This window comes from Paraburkholderia caballeronis (assembly GCF_900104845.1).
GTDB classification, from domain to species: Bacteria; Pseudomonadota; Gammaproteobacteria; order Burkholderiales; family Burkholderiaceae; genus Paraburkholderia; species Paraburkholderia caballeronis.
On the sequence record NZ_FNSR01000001.1, the window covers coordinates 2,920,658 to 2,939,105 of the forward strand.

The 18,448-nt window shown below is 68.9% G+C and carries 20 protein-coding genes; 6 read left to right on the forward strand and 14 right to left on the reverse strand.

Annotated elements, in window-relative coordinates; genetic code table 11:
- Positions 1–77: 77 nt before the first annotated feature.
- The 5 genes from BLV92_RS13015 to BLV92_RS13035 are packed head-to-tail and all read left to right on the forward strand — an operon-like array spanning position 78 to position 5,636.
- Positions 78–1,631 carry a 3-hydroxyacyl-CoA dehydrogenase gene (locus tag BLV92_RS13015; RefSeq protein ID WP_090545492.1) on the forward strand — a complete coding sequence of 518 codons (1,554 nt, stop codon included), beginning with the start codon at positions 78–80 and terminating at the stop codon, positions 1,629–1,631.
- Positions 1,628–2,416: an oxepin-CoA hydrolase, alternative type gene (locus tag BLV92_RS13020; protein ID WP_090545494.1), complete on the forward strand. Its 789-nt coding sequence runs from the start codon at positions 1,628–1,630 to the stop codon at positions 2,414–2,416. Before BLV92_RS13015 ends, BLV92_RS13020 begins: the two co-directional genes overlap by 4 nt.
- A gap of 48 nt (positions 2,417–2,464) precedes the next feature.
- Positions 2,465–3,184 carry a histidine phosphatase family protein gene (locus tag BLV92_RS13025; protein ID WP_090545495.1) on the forward strand — a complete coding sequence of 240 codons (720 nt, stop codon included), beginning with the start codon at positions 2,465–2,467 and terminating at the stop codon, positions 3,182–3,184.
- Positions 3,185–3,210: 26 nt separating this feature from the next.
- Positions 3,211–4,323 (forward strand): phosphotransferase, encoded by a 1,113-nt coding sequence (locus BLV92_RS13030; protein ID WP_090545497.1) that lies wholly within the window; start codon positions 3,211–3,213, stop codon positions 4,321–4,323.
- Between the two features lie 53 nt (positions 4,324–4,376).
- Positions 4,377–5,636 carry an acyl-CoA dehydrogenase family protein gene (locus BLV92_RS13035; protein WP_090545499.1) on the forward strand — a complete coding sequence of 420 codons (1,260 nt, stop codon included), beginning with the start codon at positions 4,377–4,379 and terminating at the stop codon, positions 5,634–5,636.
- 79 nt (positions 5,637–5,715) lie between these two features.
- Here the strand turns inward: BLV92_RS13035 and BLV92_RS13040 are convergent, their stop codons facing one another.
- Positions 5,716–6,102: an ester cyclase gene (locus BLV92_RS13040; RefSeq protein ID WP_090545501.1), complete on the reverse strand. Its 387-nt coding sequence runs from the start codon at positions 6,100–6,102 to the stop codon at positions 5,716–5,718.
- Positions 6,103–6,377: 275 nt separating this feature from the next.
- On the opposite strand from BLV92_RS13040, the gene BLV92_RS13045 reads away from it, so the two are divergent.
- Positions 6,378–8,258 carry a pyruvate kinase gene (locus BLV92_RS13045; protein WP_090545503.1) on the forward strand — a complete coding sequence of 627 codons (1,881 nt, stop codon included), beginning with the start codon at positions 6,378–6,380 and terminating at the stop codon, positions 8,256–8,258.
- 37 nt (positions 8,259–8,295) lie between these two features.
- On the opposite strand, the gene BLV92_RS13050 is transcribed toward BLV92_RS13045, so the two are convergent.
- From BLV92_RS13050 to BLV92_RS13110, 13 genes are all read right to left on the reverse strand, one after another.
- The gene (locus BLV92_RS13050; protein ID WP_090545505.1) at positions 8,296–9,558 is read right to left on the reverse strand and encodes a sensor domain-containing diguanylate cyclase; all 1,263 of its coding nucleotides are present in this window, start codon (positions 9,556–9,558) and stop codon (positions 8,296–8,298) included.
- Positions 9,559–9,713: 155 nt separating this feature from the next.
- Positions 9,714–10,046, reverse strand: coding sequence for a hypothetical protein (locus tag BLV92_RS32070; protein WP_167627055.1), 333 nt, complete (start codon positions 10,044–10,046; stop codon positions 9,714–9,716).
- A gap of 52 nt (positions 10,047–10,098) precedes the next feature.
- Positions 10,099–10,344 carry a hypothetical protein gene (locus BLV92_RS13060; RefSeq protein ID WP_090547044.1) on the reverse strand — a complete coding sequence of 82 codons (246 nt, stop codon included), beginning with the start codon at positions 10,342–10,344 and terminating at the stop codon, positions 10,099–10,101.
- 41 nt (positions 10,345–10,385) lie between these two features.
- On the reverse strand, positions 10,386–12,233 hold the full coding sequence (locus tag BLV92_RS13065) for an ABC transporter transmembrane domain-containing protein (protein ID WP_090545506.1): 1,848 nt from the start codon (positions 12,231–12,233) through the stop codon (positions 10,386–10,388).
- A gap of 93 nt (positions 12,234–12,326) precedes the next feature.
- A complete protein-coding gene (locus BLV92_RS13070; RefSeq protein WP_090545508.1) occupies positions 12,327–12,587 on the reverse strand; it encodes a hypothetical protein in 261 nt (86 codons plus the stop codon).
- Between the two features lie 133 nt (positions 12,588–12,720).
- Positions 12,721–13,011: a 4Fe-4S binding protein gene (locus BLV92_RS13075; RefSeq protein ID WP_090545510.1), complete on the reverse strand. Its 291-nt coding sequence runs from the start codon at positions 13,009–13,011 to the stop codon at positions 12,721–12,723.
- Positions 13,008–13,346: a hypothetical protein gene (locus BLV92_RS13080; protein WP_090545512.1), complete on the reverse strand. Its 339-nt coding sequence runs from the start codon at positions 13,344–13,346 to the stop codon at positions 13,008–13,010. The genes BLV92_RS13075 and BLV92_RS13080 overlap by 4 nt, the downstream gene beginning before the upstream one ends.
- Positions 13,347–13,362: 16 nt before the next feature.
- Complete coding sequence (locus BLV92_RS13085; RefSeq protein WP_090545514.1) at positions 13,363–13,926, reverse strand: RNA polymerase sigma factor; 564 nt, start codon at positions 13,924–13,926, stop codon at positions 13,363–13,365.
- A 99-nt stretch (positions 13,927–14,025) separates the two neighbouring features.
- Complete coding sequence (locus tag BLV92_RS13090; RefSeq protein WP_090545517.1) at positions 14,026–14,823, reverse strand: sulfite exporter TauE/SafE family protein; 798 nt, start codon at positions 14,821–14,823, stop codon at positions 14,026–14,028.
- A gap of 318 nt (positions 14,824–15,141) precedes the next feature.
- Positions 15,142–15,612 (reverse strand): MaoC family dehydratase, encoded by a 471-nt coding sequence (locus BLV92_RS13095; RefSeq protein WP_090545519.1) that lies wholly within the window; start codon positions 15,610–15,612, stop codon positions 15,142–15,144.
- Positions 15,609–16,067, reverse strand: a complete 459-nt coding sequence (locus BLV92_RS13100; RefSeq protein WP_090545521.1) for a MaoC family dehydratase — start codon at positions 16,065–16,067, stop codon at positions 15,609–15,611. The genes BLV92_RS13095 and BLV92_RS13100 overlap by 4 nt, the downstream gene beginning before the upstream one ends.
- Before the next feature lie 28 nt (positions 16,068–16,095).
- Positions 16,096–17,223 (reverse strand): acyl-CoA dehydrogenase family protein, encoded by a 1,128-nt coding sequence (locus BLV92_RS13105; RefSeq protein WP_090545523.1) that lies wholly within the window; start codon positions 17,221–17,223, stop codon positions 16,096–16,098.
- Positions 17,224–17,233: 10 nt separating this feature from the next.
- Positions 17,234–18,430, reverse strand: coding sequence for an acyl-CoA dehydrogenase family protein (locus tag BLV92_RS13110; protein WP_090545525.1), 1,197 nt, complete (start codon positions 18,428–18,430; stop codon positions 17,234–17,236).
- Between the last annotated feature and the right edge of the window lie 18 nt (positions 18,431–18,448).

Consider the following 18,448-nt stretch of genomic DNA (forward strand, 5'->3'; position numbering starts at 1 on the left):
CACATCCATCGCCTCGCGCGCATCTCAGAAATGCACGGTCGTGCTATTGTAGTGCCACTCAGGAGACGCCCCGCCCCATGACTGCCCGTCAGTACCTCATCGACACCCTCGGCATCGTCGGCGCCGGCGCAATGGGCCGCGGCATCGCGCAGATCGCCGCGCAGGCCGGCATCGCGGTCAGGCTGCACGATGCGAACCCGCAGGCCGTCGCCGCCGCGCATGCGTATCTCGCGGACACGTTCGCGAAGCTGGTCGCGAAAGGCAAGCTCGACGAAACCGCCGCGAACGCGGCGCTCGCACGCGTAACCGGCGTCCACGCGATCGGCGAACTCGCCGGCTGCGGCCTCGTGATCGAAGCGATCGTCGAGAACCTCGACGCGAAACGCGCGCTGTTCCGCGAACTGGAAACCGTCGTCGTCGGCCATTGCATACTCGCGTCCAACACGTCGTCGCTGTCGATCACCGCGATCGCCGCCGCGTGCACCGACCCGTCGCGCGTCGTCGGTTATCACTTCTTCAACCCGGTGCCGCTGATGAAGGTCGTCGAGGTGATCGACGGGCTGCGCGGCGACCCGGCGGCCGGCGATGCGCTGATGGACGTGTCGCGCCGGATGGGCCACACGCCGGTGCGCGCGAAGGACATGCCCGGCTTCATCGTGAATCACGCGGGCCGCGGGATGAACACCGAAGGGCTGCGCGTCGTCGGCGAAGGCGTCGCGAGTTTCGCGGACGTCGACCGCATCATGCGCGAACAGGCCGGCTTCCGGCTCGGCCCGTTCGAACTGCTCGACCTGACCGCGCTCGACGTCTCGCATCCGGTGATGGAGTCGATCTATCACCAGTTCTACGAAGAGCCGCGCTTCACGCCGTCGCCGATCACCGGCACGCGGCTCGCGGGCGGACTGCTCGGCCGCAAGAGCGGCGAGGGCTTCTATCGCTACGCAAACGGCAAGCCGCAGATTCCCGACGAGCCGCCCGCGCCAGCGACGCTGCCCGCGCGCGTCTGGGTGAGCCGCCGCGATCCGCGCGCGCGCGACGCGGTGCTCGCGCTCGCCGCGCAGGCCGGCGTGCCGGTCGACGACGGCGCGACGCCGGCCGCCGACGCGCTGCTCGTCGTCACGCCGCTCGGCCTCGACGCGACGGCCGCCGCGCTCGACGAACAACTCGACGCGCGCCGCGTCGTCGCGCTCGACACGCTGTTCCCGCTCGACGTCGCCAGGCGCCGCACGCTGATGACGACGCCGGCGACGACCCGCGCCGCGCGCGACGCGGGCCACACGCTGTTCGCGGCGGACGGCGTGCCGGTCACGGTGATCCGCGATTCGACCGGCTTCGTCGCGCAGCGGATCGTCGCGACGATCGTCAACATCGGCTGCGACATCGCGCAACGGCGGATCGCGTCGCCGCAGGACATCGACCTCGCGGTCACGCTCGGCCTCGGTTATCCGCACGGCCCGCTCGCGCTCGGCGACCAGCTCGGCGCGTCCACGATCCTGACGATCCTGCGCAACATCCACGCGACGCTCGGCGACCCGCGCTACCGGCCGTCGCCGTGGCTCGCGCGCCGCGCGCAGCTCGGCCTGTCTCTCACCCAACCCGATGCAACCGACCTGAACGAGGAACCGCAATGAGCGCCGAACTCCTGAGCGAGCGCCCCGAGGGCCACGAATCGACGCTCGTGCTGACGCTGTCGAACCCCGGCGCGCGCAACGCGCTGCACCCGGACATGTACGCGGCCGGCATCGAGGCGATCGATGCGGCCGAGCGCGACCCGTCGCTGCGCGCGATCGTGCTGACCGGCGCGGACGGTTTCTTCTGCGCGGGCGGCAACCTGAACCGGCTGCTCGAAAACCGCGCCAAAGACCCGTCCGTGCAAGCCGAAAGCATCGACATGCTGGCCGGCTGGATCACCGCACTGCGCGAATCGAGGAAACCGGTGATCGCCGCCGTCGAAGGCGCGGCGGCCGGCGCGGGTTTCTCGCTCGCGCTCGCGGCCGACCTGCTGATCGCCGCCGACGACGCGAAATTCGTGATGTCGTATGCGCGCGTCGGCCTGACGCCGGACGGCGGCGGCTCGTGGTTCCTCTCCCGCGCGCTGCCGCGCGCGCTCGCGGCCGAACTGATGTTCGAAGGCAAGCCGGTCGGCGCGCCGCGCCTTGCCGAACTCGGCGTCGTGAACCGCGTCGCGAAGCACGGCGACGCGCTCGACGCCGCGCTCGCCTGGGCCGACGACCTCGCGAAGATCTCGCCGAATTCGGTCGCCCGGATCAAGGGGCTCGTGAACGTCGCGAACGAGCAGCCGCTCGCCGCGCATCTGGTCGCGGAGCGCGACAGCTTCGTCGCGTCGCTGCATCACCGCGACGGGCTCGAAGGGATCACCGCGTTCCTCGAAAAGCGCCCGCCGGTGTATCGCTAAACCCGCCACCGCACGAGCCACCACACGAGCCACCGAACGAGCCGCACGATGAGCGAATTCCAGTTGCCTGCGCGCCGCCGCATCTTCCTGATGCGGCACGGCGACGTCACGTACTTCGACGACTCGGGCCGCGCGATCGACCCGGACACCGTGCCGCTGAACGAGCACGGCCGCGAGCAGGCGAGCGCCGCGGGCCGGGCGTTCGCCGCGCAGGACATCCGCTTCGACCGCGTGATCGTCAGCGGCCTGCGGCGCACCGTCGAGACCGCGGAGCGCGTGCTCGAAGAGACCCGCCAGATCGTCGAGATGGAAGTGCAGCCCGCGTGGCAGGAGATTCGCGGCGGCCGTCTCGGCGCGATTCCGGCCGAGCAGATGGAGAACGCGTTCCTGCGCGTGTTCGACGGCGTGGTGCCGGAAAGCACGCAGTTCCTCGGCGGCGAGACCATCGGCGAGTTGCTCGACCGCGTGCTGCCGCAGATGGATGCGCTGCGCGCCGATCCGTCGTGGGACACCGTGCTGCTGGTGCTGCACGGCGGCGTGAACCGCGCGCTCCTGTCCCACGCGATCACGGCCGGCGGGCGCGCGTTTTTCGGCCATCTCGCGCAGGCGACCGGCTGCATCAACGCGCTCGACGTCGGCGCGGCGCCGCACGACTGGGTGGTCCGCGCGCTCAATCACGCACCGCCGTCGCCGCTGCATCGCGACGTGCGCAACACGACGATGGAAATGCTGTACGCGCAATACGTCCGCTACCGCCCACGCAACTAGCGCGACGCCCCACCACGGAGGAGACAATGGCGCAAGCCACCCCGCAAGGAGACACCCCACCCGCCCCGCAGACCGACTACTCGGCGTTCGAGGGCACCCGGCCGGTCACCGGCGCGCAGCGTTTCGACACCGACGCGCTCGCCGCGTGGCTTTCGGCGCACGTCGACGGTTTCGCCGGCCCGCTCGCGGTCGAGCAGTTCGCGGGCGGCCAGTCGAACCCCACGTTCAAGCTCGTCACGCCGTCGCGCACGTGGGTGATGCGCGCGAAACCCGGACCGAAGGCGAAGCTGCTGCCGTCCGCGCATGCGATCGAGCGCGAGTACCGCGTGATGGACGCGCTAGCGGCAACCGACGTGCCGGTCGCGAAGATGGCCGCGCTGTGCGACGACGAAACCGTGATCGGCCGCGCGTTCTACGTGATGGAGTTCGTCGAGGGCCGCGTGCTGTGGGACCAGGCGCTGCCCGGCATGACGCGCGACGAGCGCGCGGCGATCTACGACGAGATGAACCGCGTGATCGCGGCGCTGCATGACGTGTCGCCGGCCGACGTCGGCCTCGCCGACTACGGCAAGCCCGGCAACTACTTCACGCGGCAGATCGACCGCTGGAGCCGCCAGTACCAGGCGTCCGAGACCGAACCGATCGACGCGATGCACCGGCTGATCGAATGGCTGCCGCAGCACGTGCCGGCCGACGACGGCGCGCGCGTGTCGGTCGTCCACGGCGACTTCCGGCTCGACAACCTGATCTTCCATCCGACCGAGCCGCGCGTGCTCGCGGTGCTCGACTGGGAACTGTCGACACTCGGCGACCCGCTCGCGGACTTCGCGTACCACTGCATGGCGTGGCACGTCGATCCCACGCAGTTTCGCGGCATCGCGGGTCTCGACTGGCACGCGCTCGGCATTCCGGACGAAGCGGCCTATGTCGCGCGCTACTGCGAGCGCACCGGCCTCGCGATCCGCGGCGACTGGAACTTCTATCTCGCATACAACATGTTCCGGATCGCGGCGATCCTGCAAGGGATCATGAAGCGCGTCGCCGACGGCACCGCGTCGAGCGCGCAGGCGCTCGACGCCGGCCACCGCGCGAAGCCGATGGCCGAACTCGCGTGGCGCTATGCGCAGAAGGTCCGCTGACGCCCTTTTCCGAACCGCTCACTATCACGCCCCATCCCTAGCGAGGCAGACAGATGAACTTCGATTACACCCCGAAAGTGCAGGCGCTGCGCGAGAAGCTGCTCGCGTTCTTCGACGAACACATCTATCCGAACGAGGCGACGTTCGCCGCCGAGGTCGCGCGCAACCGCGCGAACGGCAACGCATGGGTGCCGACCGGCATCATCGAGACGCTGAAGGAGAAGGCGCGCGCGGCGGGCCTGTGGAACCTGTTCCTGCCCGCATCCGAACGCGGCGCGGGTCTGACGAACCTCGAATACGCGCCGCTGTGCGAGATCATGGGCCGCGTGCCGTGGGCGCCCGAGGTGTTCAACTGCAATGCGCCGGACACCGGCAACATGGAGACGATCGAACGCTACGGCACCGACGCGCAGAAGCGCCAGTGGCTCGAACCGCTGCTGCAAGGGCAGATCCGCTCCGCGTTCCTGATGACCGAGCCGGAAGTCGCGTCGTCGGATGCGACCAACATCCAGACGCGGATCGCGCGCGACGGCGACGACTACGTGATCAACGGCCGCAAGTGGTGGTCGTCGGGCGCGGGCGATCCGCGCTGCGCGGTGTACATCGTGATGGGCAAGACCGATCCCGATGCGCCGCGCCACACGCAGCAGTCGATGATCCTCGTGCCGTCCGACGCCGCCGGCATCGCCGTGCGCCGGCCGCTGACGGTGTTCGGCTACGACGACGCGCCGCACGGCCACATGGAGATCACGCTCGAAAACGTGCGCGTGCCGGCGTCGAACATCCTGCTCGGCGAGGGACGCGGCTTCGAGATCGCGCAGGGACGTCTCGGGCCGGGCCGCATCCACCACTGCATGCGGCTGATCGGCCTCGCGGAGCGCGCGCTGGAACTGATGGCGAAACGCGCCCTGTCGCGCGTCGCGTTCGGCAAGCCGGTCGCGGCGCAGACCGTCACGCAGGAGCGCATCGCCGAGGCGCGCTGCATGATCGAGCAGGCGCGGCTGCTGACGCTGAAAACCGCGTACATGATGGACACCGTCGGCAACAAGGGCGCGCGCGGCGAGATCGCGATGATCAAGGTGGTCGCGCCGAACATGGCGTGCCAGGTGATCGACTGGGCGATGCAGGTGCACGGCGCGGCCGGGATGAGCGACGATTTCCCGCTCGCTTATGCGTACACGTCGGCGCGGACGCTGCGGTTCGCGGACGGGCCGGATGAAGTGCATCGCAATGCGATCGCGAAGCTCGAACTCGCGCGCTATCTGGATGCGGACGCGGCGGCGCGGGTCGAACTGCCGGTCACGCGGTCGTAGCGAGGGTACCGAAGACGGGCGGCCCGCTTGCTGGCAGCGGGCCGGTTCCGTGCGATGCCCCGCAACGAAGCGATGCTGACTACAGCTGCGCTTCGATGGCGGCCTTGTCGATCACCGACCAGACCTGCGCGATCTTCCGTTCACGAAACGTATAAAACACGTTCTCCGCGAAGGAGATTCGCCGGCCGCCGATCGCGAGGCCGAGAAAACGGCCGCTGGGCCGGCAATCGAACGCGAGCCGGCTCGCGACGAAAGGCGGCTCGGTCACCAGCAACCCGATCACGAAACGCAGGTCCGGTATCTCGCGCACGTCCCGTTCCAGCATGTCCCGATAGCCTTGCAGGCCGATCGGCCTGCCGTTGTGGATGACGTCGCCGGCGACGAACCGGCCGAGCGACGGCCAGTCCCGTTCGTTCAGGCAGTCCAGGTAATCGCGGTAAATGCGGCTCAGGCTCGGCTCGCTCATGATGGGCTCCCGCCGTCTCACGGCTCGGATCAACCGTGATCGTAGACCCGAAGCGAACGGCGTGCAGGCCGCCGGAATCCCCTTCTCCATCGCCCCATCGACGGCAAGTCACGGAACAGTCACTCTGGGTGGCTACCGTGAATCTCGGTACGCGGGCCTCGGCCGCGCGCCGCCCGATCCGCCCGATGAGCCCGGCAAGCCGAAGCGAACGCGCGCGAGCGCCGCCCGACGGCGCGGCGACAGGACCACGGCAACGAACGCTGGAGCTTCCCGCAATGAACGCGACACCCGAAACAGCAAGCGACGTTTCCTGGCCGCCCCGGCTCGCGCAGGTGAAACACGAAGTCGAAGCGTTGCGGCATGCGGCCCTCGCGGCGGAACAGGAATTCAGCGCCGAGATCGCATCGACGGCTCCGACGCTGCGCGACAGCGCCGTCAACCTCGCCCACTACCTCGCGGTGCGCCGCCACGACCTGCGCGCCCTTCAGGACGAGCTGGCGCGCCTCGGGCTCAGTTCGCTCGGACGCATGGAGGCGCACGTGATGGCGTCGCTTCAGGCCGTGCTGCGGGTGCTGCATGCGCTGCTGGGCGAGCCGGCGCCGGCCGACGTCGTCGACGATTCGCCGGTCACGTTCGACAGCGGCCCGGCGCTGCTCGCGCTGCACACGAAAGCGATCCTCGGTCTCGCGCCGCACGGACGCGAAACCCGCATCATGGTCACGATGCCCGGCGAGGCGGCCGATGCGCCGGATCTGATCCGGAAGCTGCTCGATGCCGGCATGGGAATCATGCGAATCAATTGCGCGCACGATTCGGCGCCGGTCTGGGAACGGATGGTCGGGCATCTGCGCGACGCGGAGCGCGCGTCGGGCAAGCGGTGCCGGGTGTCGGTCGATCTCGCCGGCCCGAAGCTGCGCACCGGTCCGATCGCCCCCGGACCGGCCGTCGTCAAGCTGCGGCCGGTCCGCAATGCCGTCGGGCAGGTGACCGAACCCGCCCGCGTGCGGCTGGTCGCCGGCAGCGGTCAACCCGACGCGAAAGTGCCCGCGATCCCCGTCGAACCGGCGCTCGTCGACAACGCCAAAGCCGGCGACACCCTCGTTTTCGCCGACGCGCGCGGCCGCAAGCGGGTGCTTCGCGTCACGGAGGTCCGTTCGGGCGAGTGCCGGTGCGAGACCGCCAAATCGGCCTACCTCGTGCCCGGCACGAGCCTTGCGTTGCGGCGCAAGCGAACGTCGATCGCGCACGGCGAAGTGGGCGCGCTGCCCACGGTCGAACAGTGGATCGCATTGCACGTGGGCGACACGCTGGACGTCGTGTGCGGCGACACCCCCGGTCGCGATGCGATCCACGACGGCGCGGGGCGGGTGGCCGAACCGGCCTTCATTTCGTGCGCGCTGGCCGAAGTGTTCAGCGGCGCGCGCGCCGGCCAGCCGATCCTGTTCGACGACGGCAAGATCCACGGCGTGATAACCGACGTCGCCGCCGACCGGCTGCGGGTGGAGATCACCGGGGCCGCAGGAGGCGCGGCGAAACTCCGGTCCGAAAAGGGCATCAACCTGCCGGACTCGGAACTGCCGCTACCGGCCCTGACGACAAAGGACATCGACGACCTCGCGTTCGTCGCGAAGCACGCGGACGCGGTCGCGATGTCGTTCGTGCAGCGGCCGGAAGACATCGACGACCTGCTGCGCGAGATCGGCGAACTCGACGCGCAACAACTCGGCATCGTGCTGAAGATCGAAACGAAAACCGCGTTCACGCGGCTGCCGGATCTGTTGTTCAGCGCGATGCGGCATGCGCCGGTCGCGGTGATGATCGCGCGCGGCGATCTCGGCGTGGAGGTCGGCTTCGAGCGGCTGTCCGAGGTGCAGGAGGAGATGCTGTGGCTGTGCGAGGCGGCGCACGTGCCGGTCATCTGGGCCACGCAGGTGCTCGAATCGCTGGCGAAAGGCGGCATGCCGTCACGCGCGGAAGTCAGCGATGCGGCGATGGGCAGCCGCGCCGAATGCGTGATGCTGAACAAGGGGCCTTATATCCTCGAAACGCTCGGATTCCTGACGGACGTGCTCGGCCGGATCGAGGAGCATCATCACAAAAAAACGCCGCGCCTGCGCAAGCTGCGGGTGGCCAGCGGTCATGCGTCGGCGGAGTGACGCAACAACGCGAAGACGGTCGGATACGAGCCCGCCCCTAGCCCGCCTCGACCCGGTTGCGCCCCGACTGCTTCGCCCGATAAAGCGCCCGGTCCGCGCGTTTCATCAGCGTATCGACGTCGCGCTCCCCGGCGTCGCGCGTGACCACGCCGATGCTGACGGTGAACGGAATCGGCTTCAGATGCCACTCGTGCGCGAAGTCCTGCTGCTCGATGCGCCGCCGCAGCGTTTCCGCGATCGTATGCGCGAGCCCCGCATCCGCGCCGGGCAGCGCCGCGACGAACTCCTCGCCGCCCCAGCGCGCGAACAGATTCGCTTCGTGCGTCATCGACATCCCGACTTTCGCGAGCACGCGCAGCACTTCGTCGCCCGCATCGTGACCATGGCTGTCGTTGATGTTCTTGAAGAAGTCGATGTCGAGAATGAACACGGACAGAACGTCGTCGGTGCCGAGCACGTTGTCGATGAACGCCAGAAACTCGCGGCGGTTCGGCAGGCCGGTCAGCGCATCGGTGACGGCCTGCTTCTTCAGCAGTTCCATCTGCCGCGCGCGATCGGTGATGTCGCGGACGACCGCCGTGAATTCGGTCACCCCGTTCACGTCGATCTTCGCGATCGCGATTTCGACCGGAATGATCGAGCCGTCGCGATGCTGTCCGTACACGCTGTTGCTCTCGTCCATGCGCGGCGGCGTCGTCTGCCGCAGTTCGGTCAGCGTCGAATCCGCGAACTGCTGCACGTTCCGCGCGTGGTGCGCGCGAAACTGTTCCGGCAGCAGCATTTCGACCGGCCGCCCCAGCACCTCGGCCGCCGTATAACCGAACAGATTCTGCGCGGCGCGATTGAACAACGTGATGTGGTGCCGCTGATCGATCGCGACGATCGCGTCATACGCCGAATCCACCACCGCGCGATAACGCGATGCGCTGACGTCGGGTTCGCGCGTCTGCGACGTTGCCGGTGCGATGGGGAAGCCCGTCACGAACACGGTCGCATCGTTCGCACGCGCGGCCGGCTTGAGCGACACGCGCCACCGCTGCGCGCCGTCGCAAAAGTCGCACGTCCGCGCGCCGCCGGACGTCAGGCATTCGTCGAGCTTTTCCCGCAACGCAAGCCGCGCATTCTCTGGAACCAGCGCATCGAACGGAATCGGAAAGGTCGGCTTGTCCGCATGCACGGCGCCAGTCATCTGGAAAAAAGCATCGTTGCACGCGGTGACGACAAGCGCGCCGCGCTCGTCGCGCCCGACGACGGCGATGCTTTCCGCGAACTCGTTCGGGTTGTTGGGCCAATCGGACATGGTCTCACCTTGCGGGAGCATTACACTGCGCCGGTTCAGTATGCTGGGAACCATTGTTGCATAACAGTCTGACGGTATTCGCAGCACCGGGCTATTTCGCCTATACGGCCAGGCTGGATCAGCAGATGCCGGACCCGCATCCGCAATCGCGCGGATCAGCGGCGCGCCCTCACCCTTCCACGAAGATCGCCATGACCTTCCTGCACGTCGCGTTGAACGGCGATCGGCGACGACGCAGTTGCATCGGTGCAAGCGGGCGCTGATTCGATCCACGGCAGGTTCACCACGGCTACGACGGCTCGTGCCGGGCCGTGAACCGGCGCGCGCTCGCGCCCGGGCATGGCATCAGAACCGGGATGGAAGACGTGACGGCGCGGCCGGACGGCCGCGCGGCGCGAGAGCAATGCCGAACGGGTCGAAGCCGCCAGATCGTTGATCGCGAATCCCGTCTCGCATGACTGAACGGCTGCGTCGGCATGGTCCGCCATCCGCATCGCGGGACCGGGACAAGCCGTCCCGCCGCAGCCAACCCCCAGCCCGCTACCGATAGTTCACGAAGTTGATGATGTCGTTCAGGAACCACGGCAGGATCAGTTGCGTATCGGGGTAGCGGGTGCCGACGCTGAGCCGCGGCGGTCTCGACGCGGCGTCGCCGGTGTGCAGGATGTAGGTATCCGTATCGTCCGGCCCCGGCCGCGCGGCCTGATAGTCGGCGGGCGGCCGCGACGGCGCGCAGCCGGCGAAAACGAACACGACGAGGACCGCGGCAACACGAAAAGACTTCATGACGGTGAGTTCCCGAAACGTGACGTGACCTGAGCGCATCGTTACACAGAGTCGACCCGGTCGCGCGCTGCGCCGCCCTCGTCCGCCGGTTTCGGCCACTCGCCGAACTGCAGCGCCGCAAGCTGCGCATAGAGCGGCGAACTGCGCAGCAGCTCGGCGTGACGCCCCTGCGCGACGATGCGGCCCTGCTCCATCACGACGATGCGGTCGGCCTGCTGCACGGTCGCGAGACGATGCGCGATGACGAGCGTCGTGCGGTTCTGCGCGGCGTTGTCGAGCGCCGTCTGCACGAGCCGTTCGCTGGCCGCGTCGAGCGCGCTGGTGGCTTCGTCGAGCAGCAGGATCGGCGGATTCTTGAGGATCGCGCGCGCGATCGCGATGCGCTGGCGCTGCCCGCCGGACAGCCGCACGCCGCGCTCGCCGAGAAACGTGTCGTAACCTTCCGGAAGCGCGTCGATGAAGCCGTCGGCCGCGGCCATCGCGGCGGCGCGCCGCACCTGCTCCAGCGTGGCGTCGGGCGTGCCGTAGCGGATGTTGTCGAGCACGCTGCCCGAAAAGATCACCGACTCCTGCAATACGACGCCGATCGCGTGGCGCAGATCCGCGAACGACGCCTGCCGCGTCGAAACGCCGTTGATTACGATGTCGCCCGCCTGCGGGTCGTAGAAGCGCATCAGCAACTGGAACACGGTGGTCTTGCCCGCGCCGGACGGCCCGACCAGCGCGACGTGCTCGCCCTCGCGCACGTCGAGCGAAAAGCCGGCCAGCGCGGCGATGCCGGGCCGGGACGGATACGAAAAACTCACGCCGTCGAAGCGGATGCCGTCACCGCGCGCGGGCAGCGGCACGGTGCTCGCCGCTTCGACCACCGGCGAGCGCGAGGCCAGCAGTTGCAGCAACCGCTCGGTCGCGCCGGCGGCCCGCTGCAGGTCGCCCCATACTTCGGCCACCGCGCCGACGGCGCCCGCCGTGAACACTGCGTAAAGGATGAACTGCGACAGTTGCCCCGCCGTCATGCGCCCGGCCAGCACCGCCTGCGCGCCGAGCCACAGCACGAACACGATCGCGGCGAACACCAGCACGATCACCACGGCGGTCAGCCATGCCCGCGCGCGGATGCGCGTCAACGCGGTGTCGAACGCGGCTTCGACCGCATTGCCGAAGCGCCGCGCCTCGAAGGTTTCCTGCGTGTACGACTGCACGGTCGGCATCGCGTTGAGCACTTCGCCGGCCAACGCGCTCGCGTTCGCGACCTTGTCCTGGCTCGCGCGCGACAGCCGCCGCACGCGCCGCCCGAACAGCACGATCGGCGCGACCACCACGACCAGCGTCGCGATGATGTAGCCGGACAGCACCGGACTCGTCACGACCAGCATCCCGACGCCGCCGGTCATCAGGAAGAAGTTGCGCAGCCCGAGCGACAGGCTCGTGCCGACCACGGTCTGGATCAGCGTGGTGTCGGTGGTGAGCCGCGACAGCACCTCGCCGGTCTGCGCGGTCTCGAAGAACTGCGGACTCATCCGCATCACGTGGTCGTAGACCGACCGGCGCAGATCGGCCGTCACGCGCTCGCCGAGCCACGACACGAGATAAAAGCGCAGCGCGGTCGTGCCGGCCAGCACCAGCGAAACGATGAACAGCGCGACGAAATAACGGTCGATGTGGGTGCGGTCGCCGCTCGCGAAACCGCGGTCGATCAGGTATTTGAACGCGACCGGCAGCGCGAGCGTCGCGCCCGCCGACGTCACGAGCGCGGCGAACGCGAGCGCCCAGCGCCCCGCATACGGCCGCAGGAACGGGAACAGCGCGAACAGCGGGCCGATGCGTTTGGCGGGGGTGGCGGGCGCGGCCGCCGTGGCAGCGGACGACGCGGATGCAACATCAGGCATGGAGATTCCCGGGCCGGTCGAAATGGGTTGATTGTGCCAGTCCCGCGATCCGGAGGCCGGTCGCAGGCGGGGGGCGGCGCGGGTCGGCCGCCGTCATGCGAAGCGGTCCTCTCCCGACGCCGCCTGTTCCCGCGGCGGCCGCCGGCGCGCCAGCCGCGCGGCGGCTTCCAGCACCGACACGCCGGCCGGCGTGAGCGCCGGCCGACGCAGCTCGCCGGACGGTCCGCCGGACAGCGGTTCGAACGAGATCAGCCGGCAGCCGAGCAGCGTGTCGAGTTCGATGCGCGTCATGTCGATCTGGTCCGGCGCGTGGCGGACCAGCATCAACGTAGCCAGTTCATGAGGGCTCAACATGGTCATTTCCGTGGACTCCATGGAGGGCATGCGGTTGCGGTCGATGCGGGCGGCGCATGCGCCGCCGCTGCGTGACCGCATCGGCATGGAACGGTGTCCGGCGCGCGGACACGGCTGAACGGTTCGCGCGGAGCTAACGCACCCGAACGAGCGTGACCGCATGCTCGGGGCACGCCGACACGCACAACCCGCACGCGCGGCACGCATCGGCGCGCGGCGCATACGCGACCTTCATCCCGTGCACGCGCAGCCTGAACCGGTGCAGCGGCCCGAGCTTCCGATAGTCCGCCGGGTCGATGCGGCGGATGTCGAACACGTTCTCCGGACAGACGATCGCGCAGTCGGCTTTCCCCTCGCAGCGCGCGAAATCGACGGACGGCGCGATCACGCCGGGCGGCTGCCTGCAGACCGCATCGCGGGTCATGCGCCGCGCTCCCCGTTCGGGCGCGAGTCCGGCTGCGCGTTCGAATTCGAATCATGCGCGGCCGCGTCGCGGAGCCGGTCGCGCTCCTCCTGCGTCATCCGCTGCCAGCGCTGCCATTGCCGGCGGTCGCGGCAGCCGCCATGCCCGCGGAATCCGCCGAACAGGATGCGGCTCAGCACCAGCAGCCCGATCGCACGCGGATAGTCGATCGCATGCGCGCCGACGACGAGGTCGGGCACGATCCAGTTCCACAACCTCATGACGATCGCGCCGAGCACGGCGATGACCACCACCAGCAGCAGCGCCTTCGCAAAAAATTTCCGGCGACATCTCATACGCTTCTCCTTCGGTTCATATCCCGAACCCGTCGTATGCCGACCGCAGGCGCTCGCGCAGATGCAGCACGGCGTAGCGCTTGCGGCCCAGCAATGTGTTGATGCTCGTCCCCGTGGACTCCGCCATTTCCTTGAAGCTGCGGCCGTCGAGTTCGTGCGCGATGAAAATCTCGCGCTGGTTCGCGGGCAGTTCGTCGAGCGCGGCGCGCAGCGCATCGAGCAGCGCCGCGCGCGCATACGCGGCCTCCGGCCCGGCGTCGGGCGACGGCAGCGCGAGGTCGAGCCGGTATTCGCCGTCGGCGGCATCGGGCAGCGGCGCTTCCCTGCGCTTGCGGAAGCGGTCGACGATCCGGTTTCTCGCGACGCGAAACAGCCACGCGCCGACCTGCTCGATCGGGTCCGGCAGCCGGTACGCTTCGACCAGTTCCTCGAACACGTCCTGAAGGATGTCGTCGGCCTCGTCCTGATCGATGACCCGGCGGCGGATGAAATTGCGCAGCCTCGGGCGCTCGCGCGCGACGGTGTCGGCGATTTCGCGATCCTGCGCGGTCAGCGGGCTCGGGGTGGGCGGCGGTTCCATACCCGTGTTGACGATCCGGGAAGGAAAATATTGTGGCGCGGGCGGCCACGCCGCCGGATTTTATTTATCGGGCGCGCGGGAAGAGGGTTCAGCAGACGGCTACAGCACGCCGGACTTCCACACCATCTGCGCGGCAGCGGCCAGCACGAACAGCAGCACCACGATCCGGAAGGCCGTCGGCGGCAGCTTGTCCCGCACCGGCCGCACCAGCAGGATGCCGGCCACGACCGGAATGCTCGCCGCCGCCGAGATCAGCAGGTCGCTCGCGCTCGCATGATTGCCGCTGCCGCCGAACGCGGCGATCAGCGTGACGATCGACACCACCAGGATGATCGCGATCTGCTTCGTGAAGGTCTTGCCCGTCGCGCCGGTCGCGATCAGATACATCGCGAGCAGCGGCCCCGGAATCGACGCGATGCTCTCCATCAACGCCGCGCCGAAACCCAGCACGAAGCCGACCGGCTTCACCCACGCGGGCGACAGCGTCAGACGGGGCGACGCGAGCAGCAGCAGCGACGCGACGATCAGAAACGCGCCGGCGACGGCCTGCGCGCGATGCGGCGCGAGCGAAACCAGCACCACCACGCCGACGATGTTGCCCAGCACCGTGCCGACGAGCGGCGCCGCGATCCGGCGCACCGTCTCGCGCATCTGGCCGCCTTCGAGCGCCTGCGGAAGGTTGCCGAGAATGATCGGCATCGACAGCAACAGCACGGCCTGCTTGATCGGCAGGAACTGGCTCAGGATCGGCATCGCGACCAGCGGCACGCCGATGCTGACGATGCCCTTCACCATCCCGCCGAGCACGAGCGCGGCGACGAGGCCGAGCAGTTGATGCGAACTGAGCGCATGCAGGCTGGACGCGAGCATGCCTTGCGAAAGGTCGAGATCGAACATGGTGTGATGGGCGCTTCGGTCCCCGGCGTGGGGCTCGTTTTTTGAAATCTTCTGCTTCTGTGCGAAGCGAAGCGGGGGCGAACGTCGTTTTGGGCTGCTACCGATGACGGATACGGCAGCGGCCGCTTCGGCGCGGTTCGGTTTCCGGTGGTCCGGGCGAGAGTGTGCCACATCGCGCGACATGGCGATGGCGCAGCCCTGAGACTTCGCCGGCCGGGGCGCGGCGGCCCGATAGCCGCTTTCCGACGGCTCAAAAGAAAAGGCGCCGCCCGCCACCGCGAGCGACGCCCGGTTCGATCCGCTGTCAGCGGTCCGGAATCAGAAGTAATGCCGCGTCAGGAACTCCGCGACACAGGCCGGCCGGTCGCCGCCGTCGCGCTCCAGCGTCACGTTCCACAGCACCTGGATGCCGCCGTCGCCCGCATCGCCGGCTTCGGCGACTTCGAACCGCGCGCGCACCCGCGCGCCGACCGGCACCGGCGACGTGAACCGCACGCGGTTCAGCCCGTAGTTCACGCCCATCCGCTGACGGATCTGCACGGTCTGCGCGAGCAGCACCGGTATCAGCGATAGCGTCAGGAAGCCGTGCGCGACCGGGCCGCCGAACGGCGACTCGCGGCGCGCGCGCTCCGCATCGACGTGGATCCATTGATGATCGCCGGTCGCATCCGCGAAACCATGCACGCTCGCTTCCGACACGTCGCGCCAGCCGCTGACGAGCGGCTGGGCGCCGACCAGCGCGCGCAGCGCGTCCGCGTCGCCGATCGACGTCAACGCGCCCGCGCTCATGCGGCACCGCCCGGATGACGCAGCCCGAACAGCGCCTTCGAGCGCACAGTGATGACCGTCTCGCCGTGCTGGTTCACGCCCTGCCATTGCGTCTCGACGATCCCGCGATCCGGCTTGCTCGCGGACACCCGCTTGCCGAGGATCACGTTCGTCATCGTCAGCGTGTCGCCGACGCGCACCGGCCTGTGCCAGCGAATCTCGTCGACGCCCGGCGAGCCGAGCGACGTCGAACCCTTCAGCACGTTGCGCACGAGCATCCCCATCATCACCGAACACGTGTGCCAGCCGCTCGCGGCGAGCCCGCCGAAAATCGACGCAACGCCCGCCGCCTCGTCCACGTGGAACGGCTGCGGATCGAACTCCGACGCGAACCGCACGATCTCGTCGCGCGTGAACGTATGCGAGCCGACCTCGTAAGCCTTGCCCACTTCCAGATCTTCGTAACTCACACCCATTGAATCCTCCCGTCGCGGCGAACCGGCGTCACGCGGCCGCCTGCGCAAAGCCGGGCAAGCCGGCGAAACGTTCCAGATGATGATCGACGTCGCCGAGCGTCGTGTCGATGATCGCGAGCCGCTTGAACAGATGCGCGGCCGCGACCTCGTTCGTGACGCCCATTCCGCCGTGCAGCTGCACCGCCTGCTGGCCGACGTAACGCGACGCCTGGCCGACGCGCACCTTCGCGGCCGACACCGCGCGGCGGCGCTCGTCCGGCCGCTCGCTACTGTAGCGTGCGGCCGCGAGATAGGTGAGCGAGCGCGCCTGCTCCGCGTGGATCAGCATGTCGGCCATCCGGTGCTGCAACGCCTGGAAACGCGCGATCGGCACGCCGAACTGCTGGCGCGTCTTCGTGTATTCGACGCTCGCGTGGTTCAGCGCGTCGAGCGCGCCGACCGCTTCCGCGCACAACAGCAGCGCGCCGTAGTCCGCGATGCGCTCCCACGTGAGCGCGCCGGTCTCGGCCCCGCCGAGACGGCGCGCGGGCGTCGCGTCGAACGTCAGCGTCGCCGCGCGCTGGCCGTCGATGGTCCGGTAGCCGGTCACGCCTGCGCCGTGCGCATCGCGCGCGACGACGAACAGCGCGACGTCGCCGTTCAGGCGCGCCGGCACGATCCAGTAGTCGGCCTGCGCGCCGTGCTGCACGACCGACTTCGCGCCGGACAGCACGAAACCGTCGCCATGCGGCGTCGCCACGGTGTCGATCGCGAACAGGTCGTAACGCGCGTGCGGCTCGTGGAACGCGACGGCCAGCCGGGCCTCGCCCTGCGCGACGCGTTCGAGCAGTTGCGCGTTGTCCGGCTGCGCCGGACCCGCGAGCTTCAGCGCCTCGACGCCGACCGCCGTCGCCCAGTACGGCTCGACGACCAATGCGCGGCCGAGTTCCTGCATCACGACCAGCAGGTCGAACGGACCGCCGTCGAAACCGCCCTGATCGGCCGGCACCGGCAGCGCGGTCAGGCCGAGTTCGGCGAACGCGCGCCAGTGCGCGGCGGATACGCCATCGGGCGTCGCGACGATCGCCTGGCGCGCGTCGAACGCATAGTTGCGGTCCAGATAACGACGCAGCGCGTCGGCCAGTTGCTGCTGCTCATCGGTGAAGTTGAAGTCCATGCGCCGCTCCTCAAAGGCCGAGCATCATCTGCGCGATGATGTTCTTCTGGATTTCGTTCGAGCCGCCGTAGATCGACGTCTTGCGGTAGTTGAAGTAATACGCGGCGAGCGGCGCGGCGTCGTCGTCGCCGCTCGCCGCATGGTCGTGCTCGCCTTCGAGGAACGGCACGTCGAACGGCGCGGCGAGCGGCCCGATCGCATCGACCATCAATTCGGTGAGCGCCTGCTGCACCTCGGTGCCCTTGATCTTCAGCATCGACGCTTCCGGACCGGGGCCGCGCCCGCCCGCTTCGTTCGCGACGACGCGCAACACCGTCACTTCGAGCGCCATCAATTCGATTTCGAGCGACGCGACGCGCGCGGCGAACAGCGGATCGTGCAGCAGCGGCCTGCCGTTCTTCTTTTCCCGCAACGCGATCTGCTTCAGGAACGCGAGTTCGCGCTTCGACTGGCCGACCCGCGCGATACCGGTGCGCTCGTGACCGAGCAGATATTTCGCGTAGGTCCAGCCGCGGTTCTCGTCGCCGACGAGGTTTTCGACCGGCACCTTCACGTCCTCGAAGAATACTTCGTTGACCTCGTGGTCCTCGTCGAGGGTGATGATCGGACGCACGGTGATGCCGGGCGTCTTCATGTCGATCAGCAGGAACGAGATGCCCTCCTGCTTCTTCGCGGCGGGATCGGTGCGCACGAGGCAGAACATCATGTCCGCGTGCTGGCCGAGCGTGGTCCACGTCTTCTGGCCGTTCACGACGTAGTGGTCGCCGTGGCGCTCCGCGCGCGCGCGCAGCGACGCGAGATCGGAACCCGAACCCGGTTCCGAGTAGCCCTGGCACCACCAGTCGTCGCCGGCCAGAATGCGCGGCAGGTAGTAGCGTTTCTGCGCGTCGTTGCCGTACTTCATCAGCACCGGCGCGACCATCGACACGCCGAACGGCAGCACCGGCGGCGCGCCGATCCGCGCGCACTCCTCGTCCCAGATATGGCGCTGCGTCGCGTCCCAGCCGGGGCCGCCGTACTCGACGGGCCACGCGGGCGCGGACCAGCCGCGCGCGCCGAGCAGCTTGTGCCAGCGCGCGAGATCGTCGCGGGTCAGTCGTTTGTGGTTGAGAACCTTGTCGCTCAGCTCGGCGGGCACGTTGGCCGCGAGCCAGGCGCGGATGTCGGCGCGAAATGCGTCGTCAGCGGCGGAATAATCCAGATCCATGCGCGGTTGTCTCCTCGC

Coding starts and splice junctions, on each gene's coding strand:
- BLV92_RS13110 (WP_090545525.1), bottom strand. CDS start 18,430: ATGGATCTGGATTATTCCGCCGCTGACGACGCATTTCGCGCCGACATC.
- BLV92_RS13085 (WP_090545514.1), bottom strand. CDS start 13,926: ATGGAACCGCCGCCCACCCCGAGCCCGCTGACCGCGCAGGATCGCGAA.
- BLV92_RS32070 (WP_167627055.1), bottom strand. CDS start 10,046: ATGGCGGACCATGCCGACGCAGCCGTTCAGTCATGCGAGACGGGATTC.
- BLV92_RS13020 (WP_090545494.1), top strand. CDS start 1,628: ATGAGCGCCGAACTCCTGAGCGAGCGCCCCGAGGGCCACGAATCGACG.
- BLV92_RS13075 (WP_090545510.1), bottom strand. CDS start 13,011: ATGACCCGCGATGCGGTCTGCAGGCAGCCGCCCGGCGTGATCGCGCCG.
- BLV92_RS13105 (WP_090545523.1), bottom strand. CDS start 17,223: ATGGACTTCAACTTCACCGATGAGCAGCAGCAACTGGCCGACGCGCTG.
- BLV92_RS13065 (WP_090545506.1), bottom strand. CDS start 12,233: ATGCCTGATGTTGCATCCGCGTCGTCCGCTGCCACGGCGGCCGCGCCC.
- BLV92_RS13080 (WP_090545512.1), bottom strand. CDS start 13,346: ATGAGATGTCGCCGGAAATTTTTTGCGAAGGCGCTGCTGCTGGTGGTG.
- BLV92_RS13030 (WP_090545497.1), top strand. CDS start 3,211: ATGGCGCAAGCCACCCCGCAAGGAGACACCCCACCCGCCCCGCAGACC.
- BLV92_RS13070 (WP_090545508.1), bottom strand. CDS start 12,587: ATGTTGAGCCCTCATGAACTGGCTACGTTGATGCTGGTCCGCCACGCG.
- BLV92_RS13090 (WP_090545517.1), bottom strand. CDS start 14,823: ATGTTCGATCTCGACCTTTCGCAAGGCATGCTCGCGTCCAGCCTGCAT.
- BLV92_RS13095 (WP_090545519.1), bottom strand. CDS start 15,612: ATGAGCGCGGGCGCGTTGACGTCGATCGGCGACGCGGACGCGCTGCGC.
- BLV92_RS13060 (WP_090547044.1), bottom strand. CDS start 10,344: ATGAAGTCTTTTCGTGTTGCCGCGGTCCTCGTCGTGTTCGTTTTCGCC.
- BLV92_RS13100 (WP_090545521.1), bottom strand. CDS start 16,067: ATGGGTGTGAGTTACGAAGATCTGGAAGTGGGCAAGGCTTACGAGGTC.
- BLV92_RS13045 (WP_090545503.1), top strand. CDS start 6,378: ATGAACGCGACACCCGAAACAGCAAGCGACGTTTCCTGGCCGCCCCGG.
- BLV92_RS13050 (WP_090545505.1), bottom strand. CDS start 9,558: ATGTCCGATTGGCCCAACAACCCGAACGAGTTCGCGGAAAGCATCGCC.
- BLV92_RS13035 (WP_090545499.1), top strand. CDS start 4,377: ATGAACTTCGATTACACCCCGAAAGTGCAGGCGCTGCGCGAGAAGCTG.
- BLV92_RS13040 (WP_090545501.1), bottom strand. CDS start 6,102: ATGAGCGAGCCGAGCCTGAGCCGCATTTACCGCGATTACCTGGACTGC.
- BLV92_RS13025 (WP_090545495.1), top strand. CDS start 2,465: ATGAGCGAATTCCAGTTGCCTGCGCGCCGCCGCATCTTCCTGATGCGG.
- BLV92_RS13015 (WP_090545492.1), top strand. CDS start 78: ATGACTGCCCGTCAGTACCTCATCGACACCCTCGGCATCGTCGGCGCC.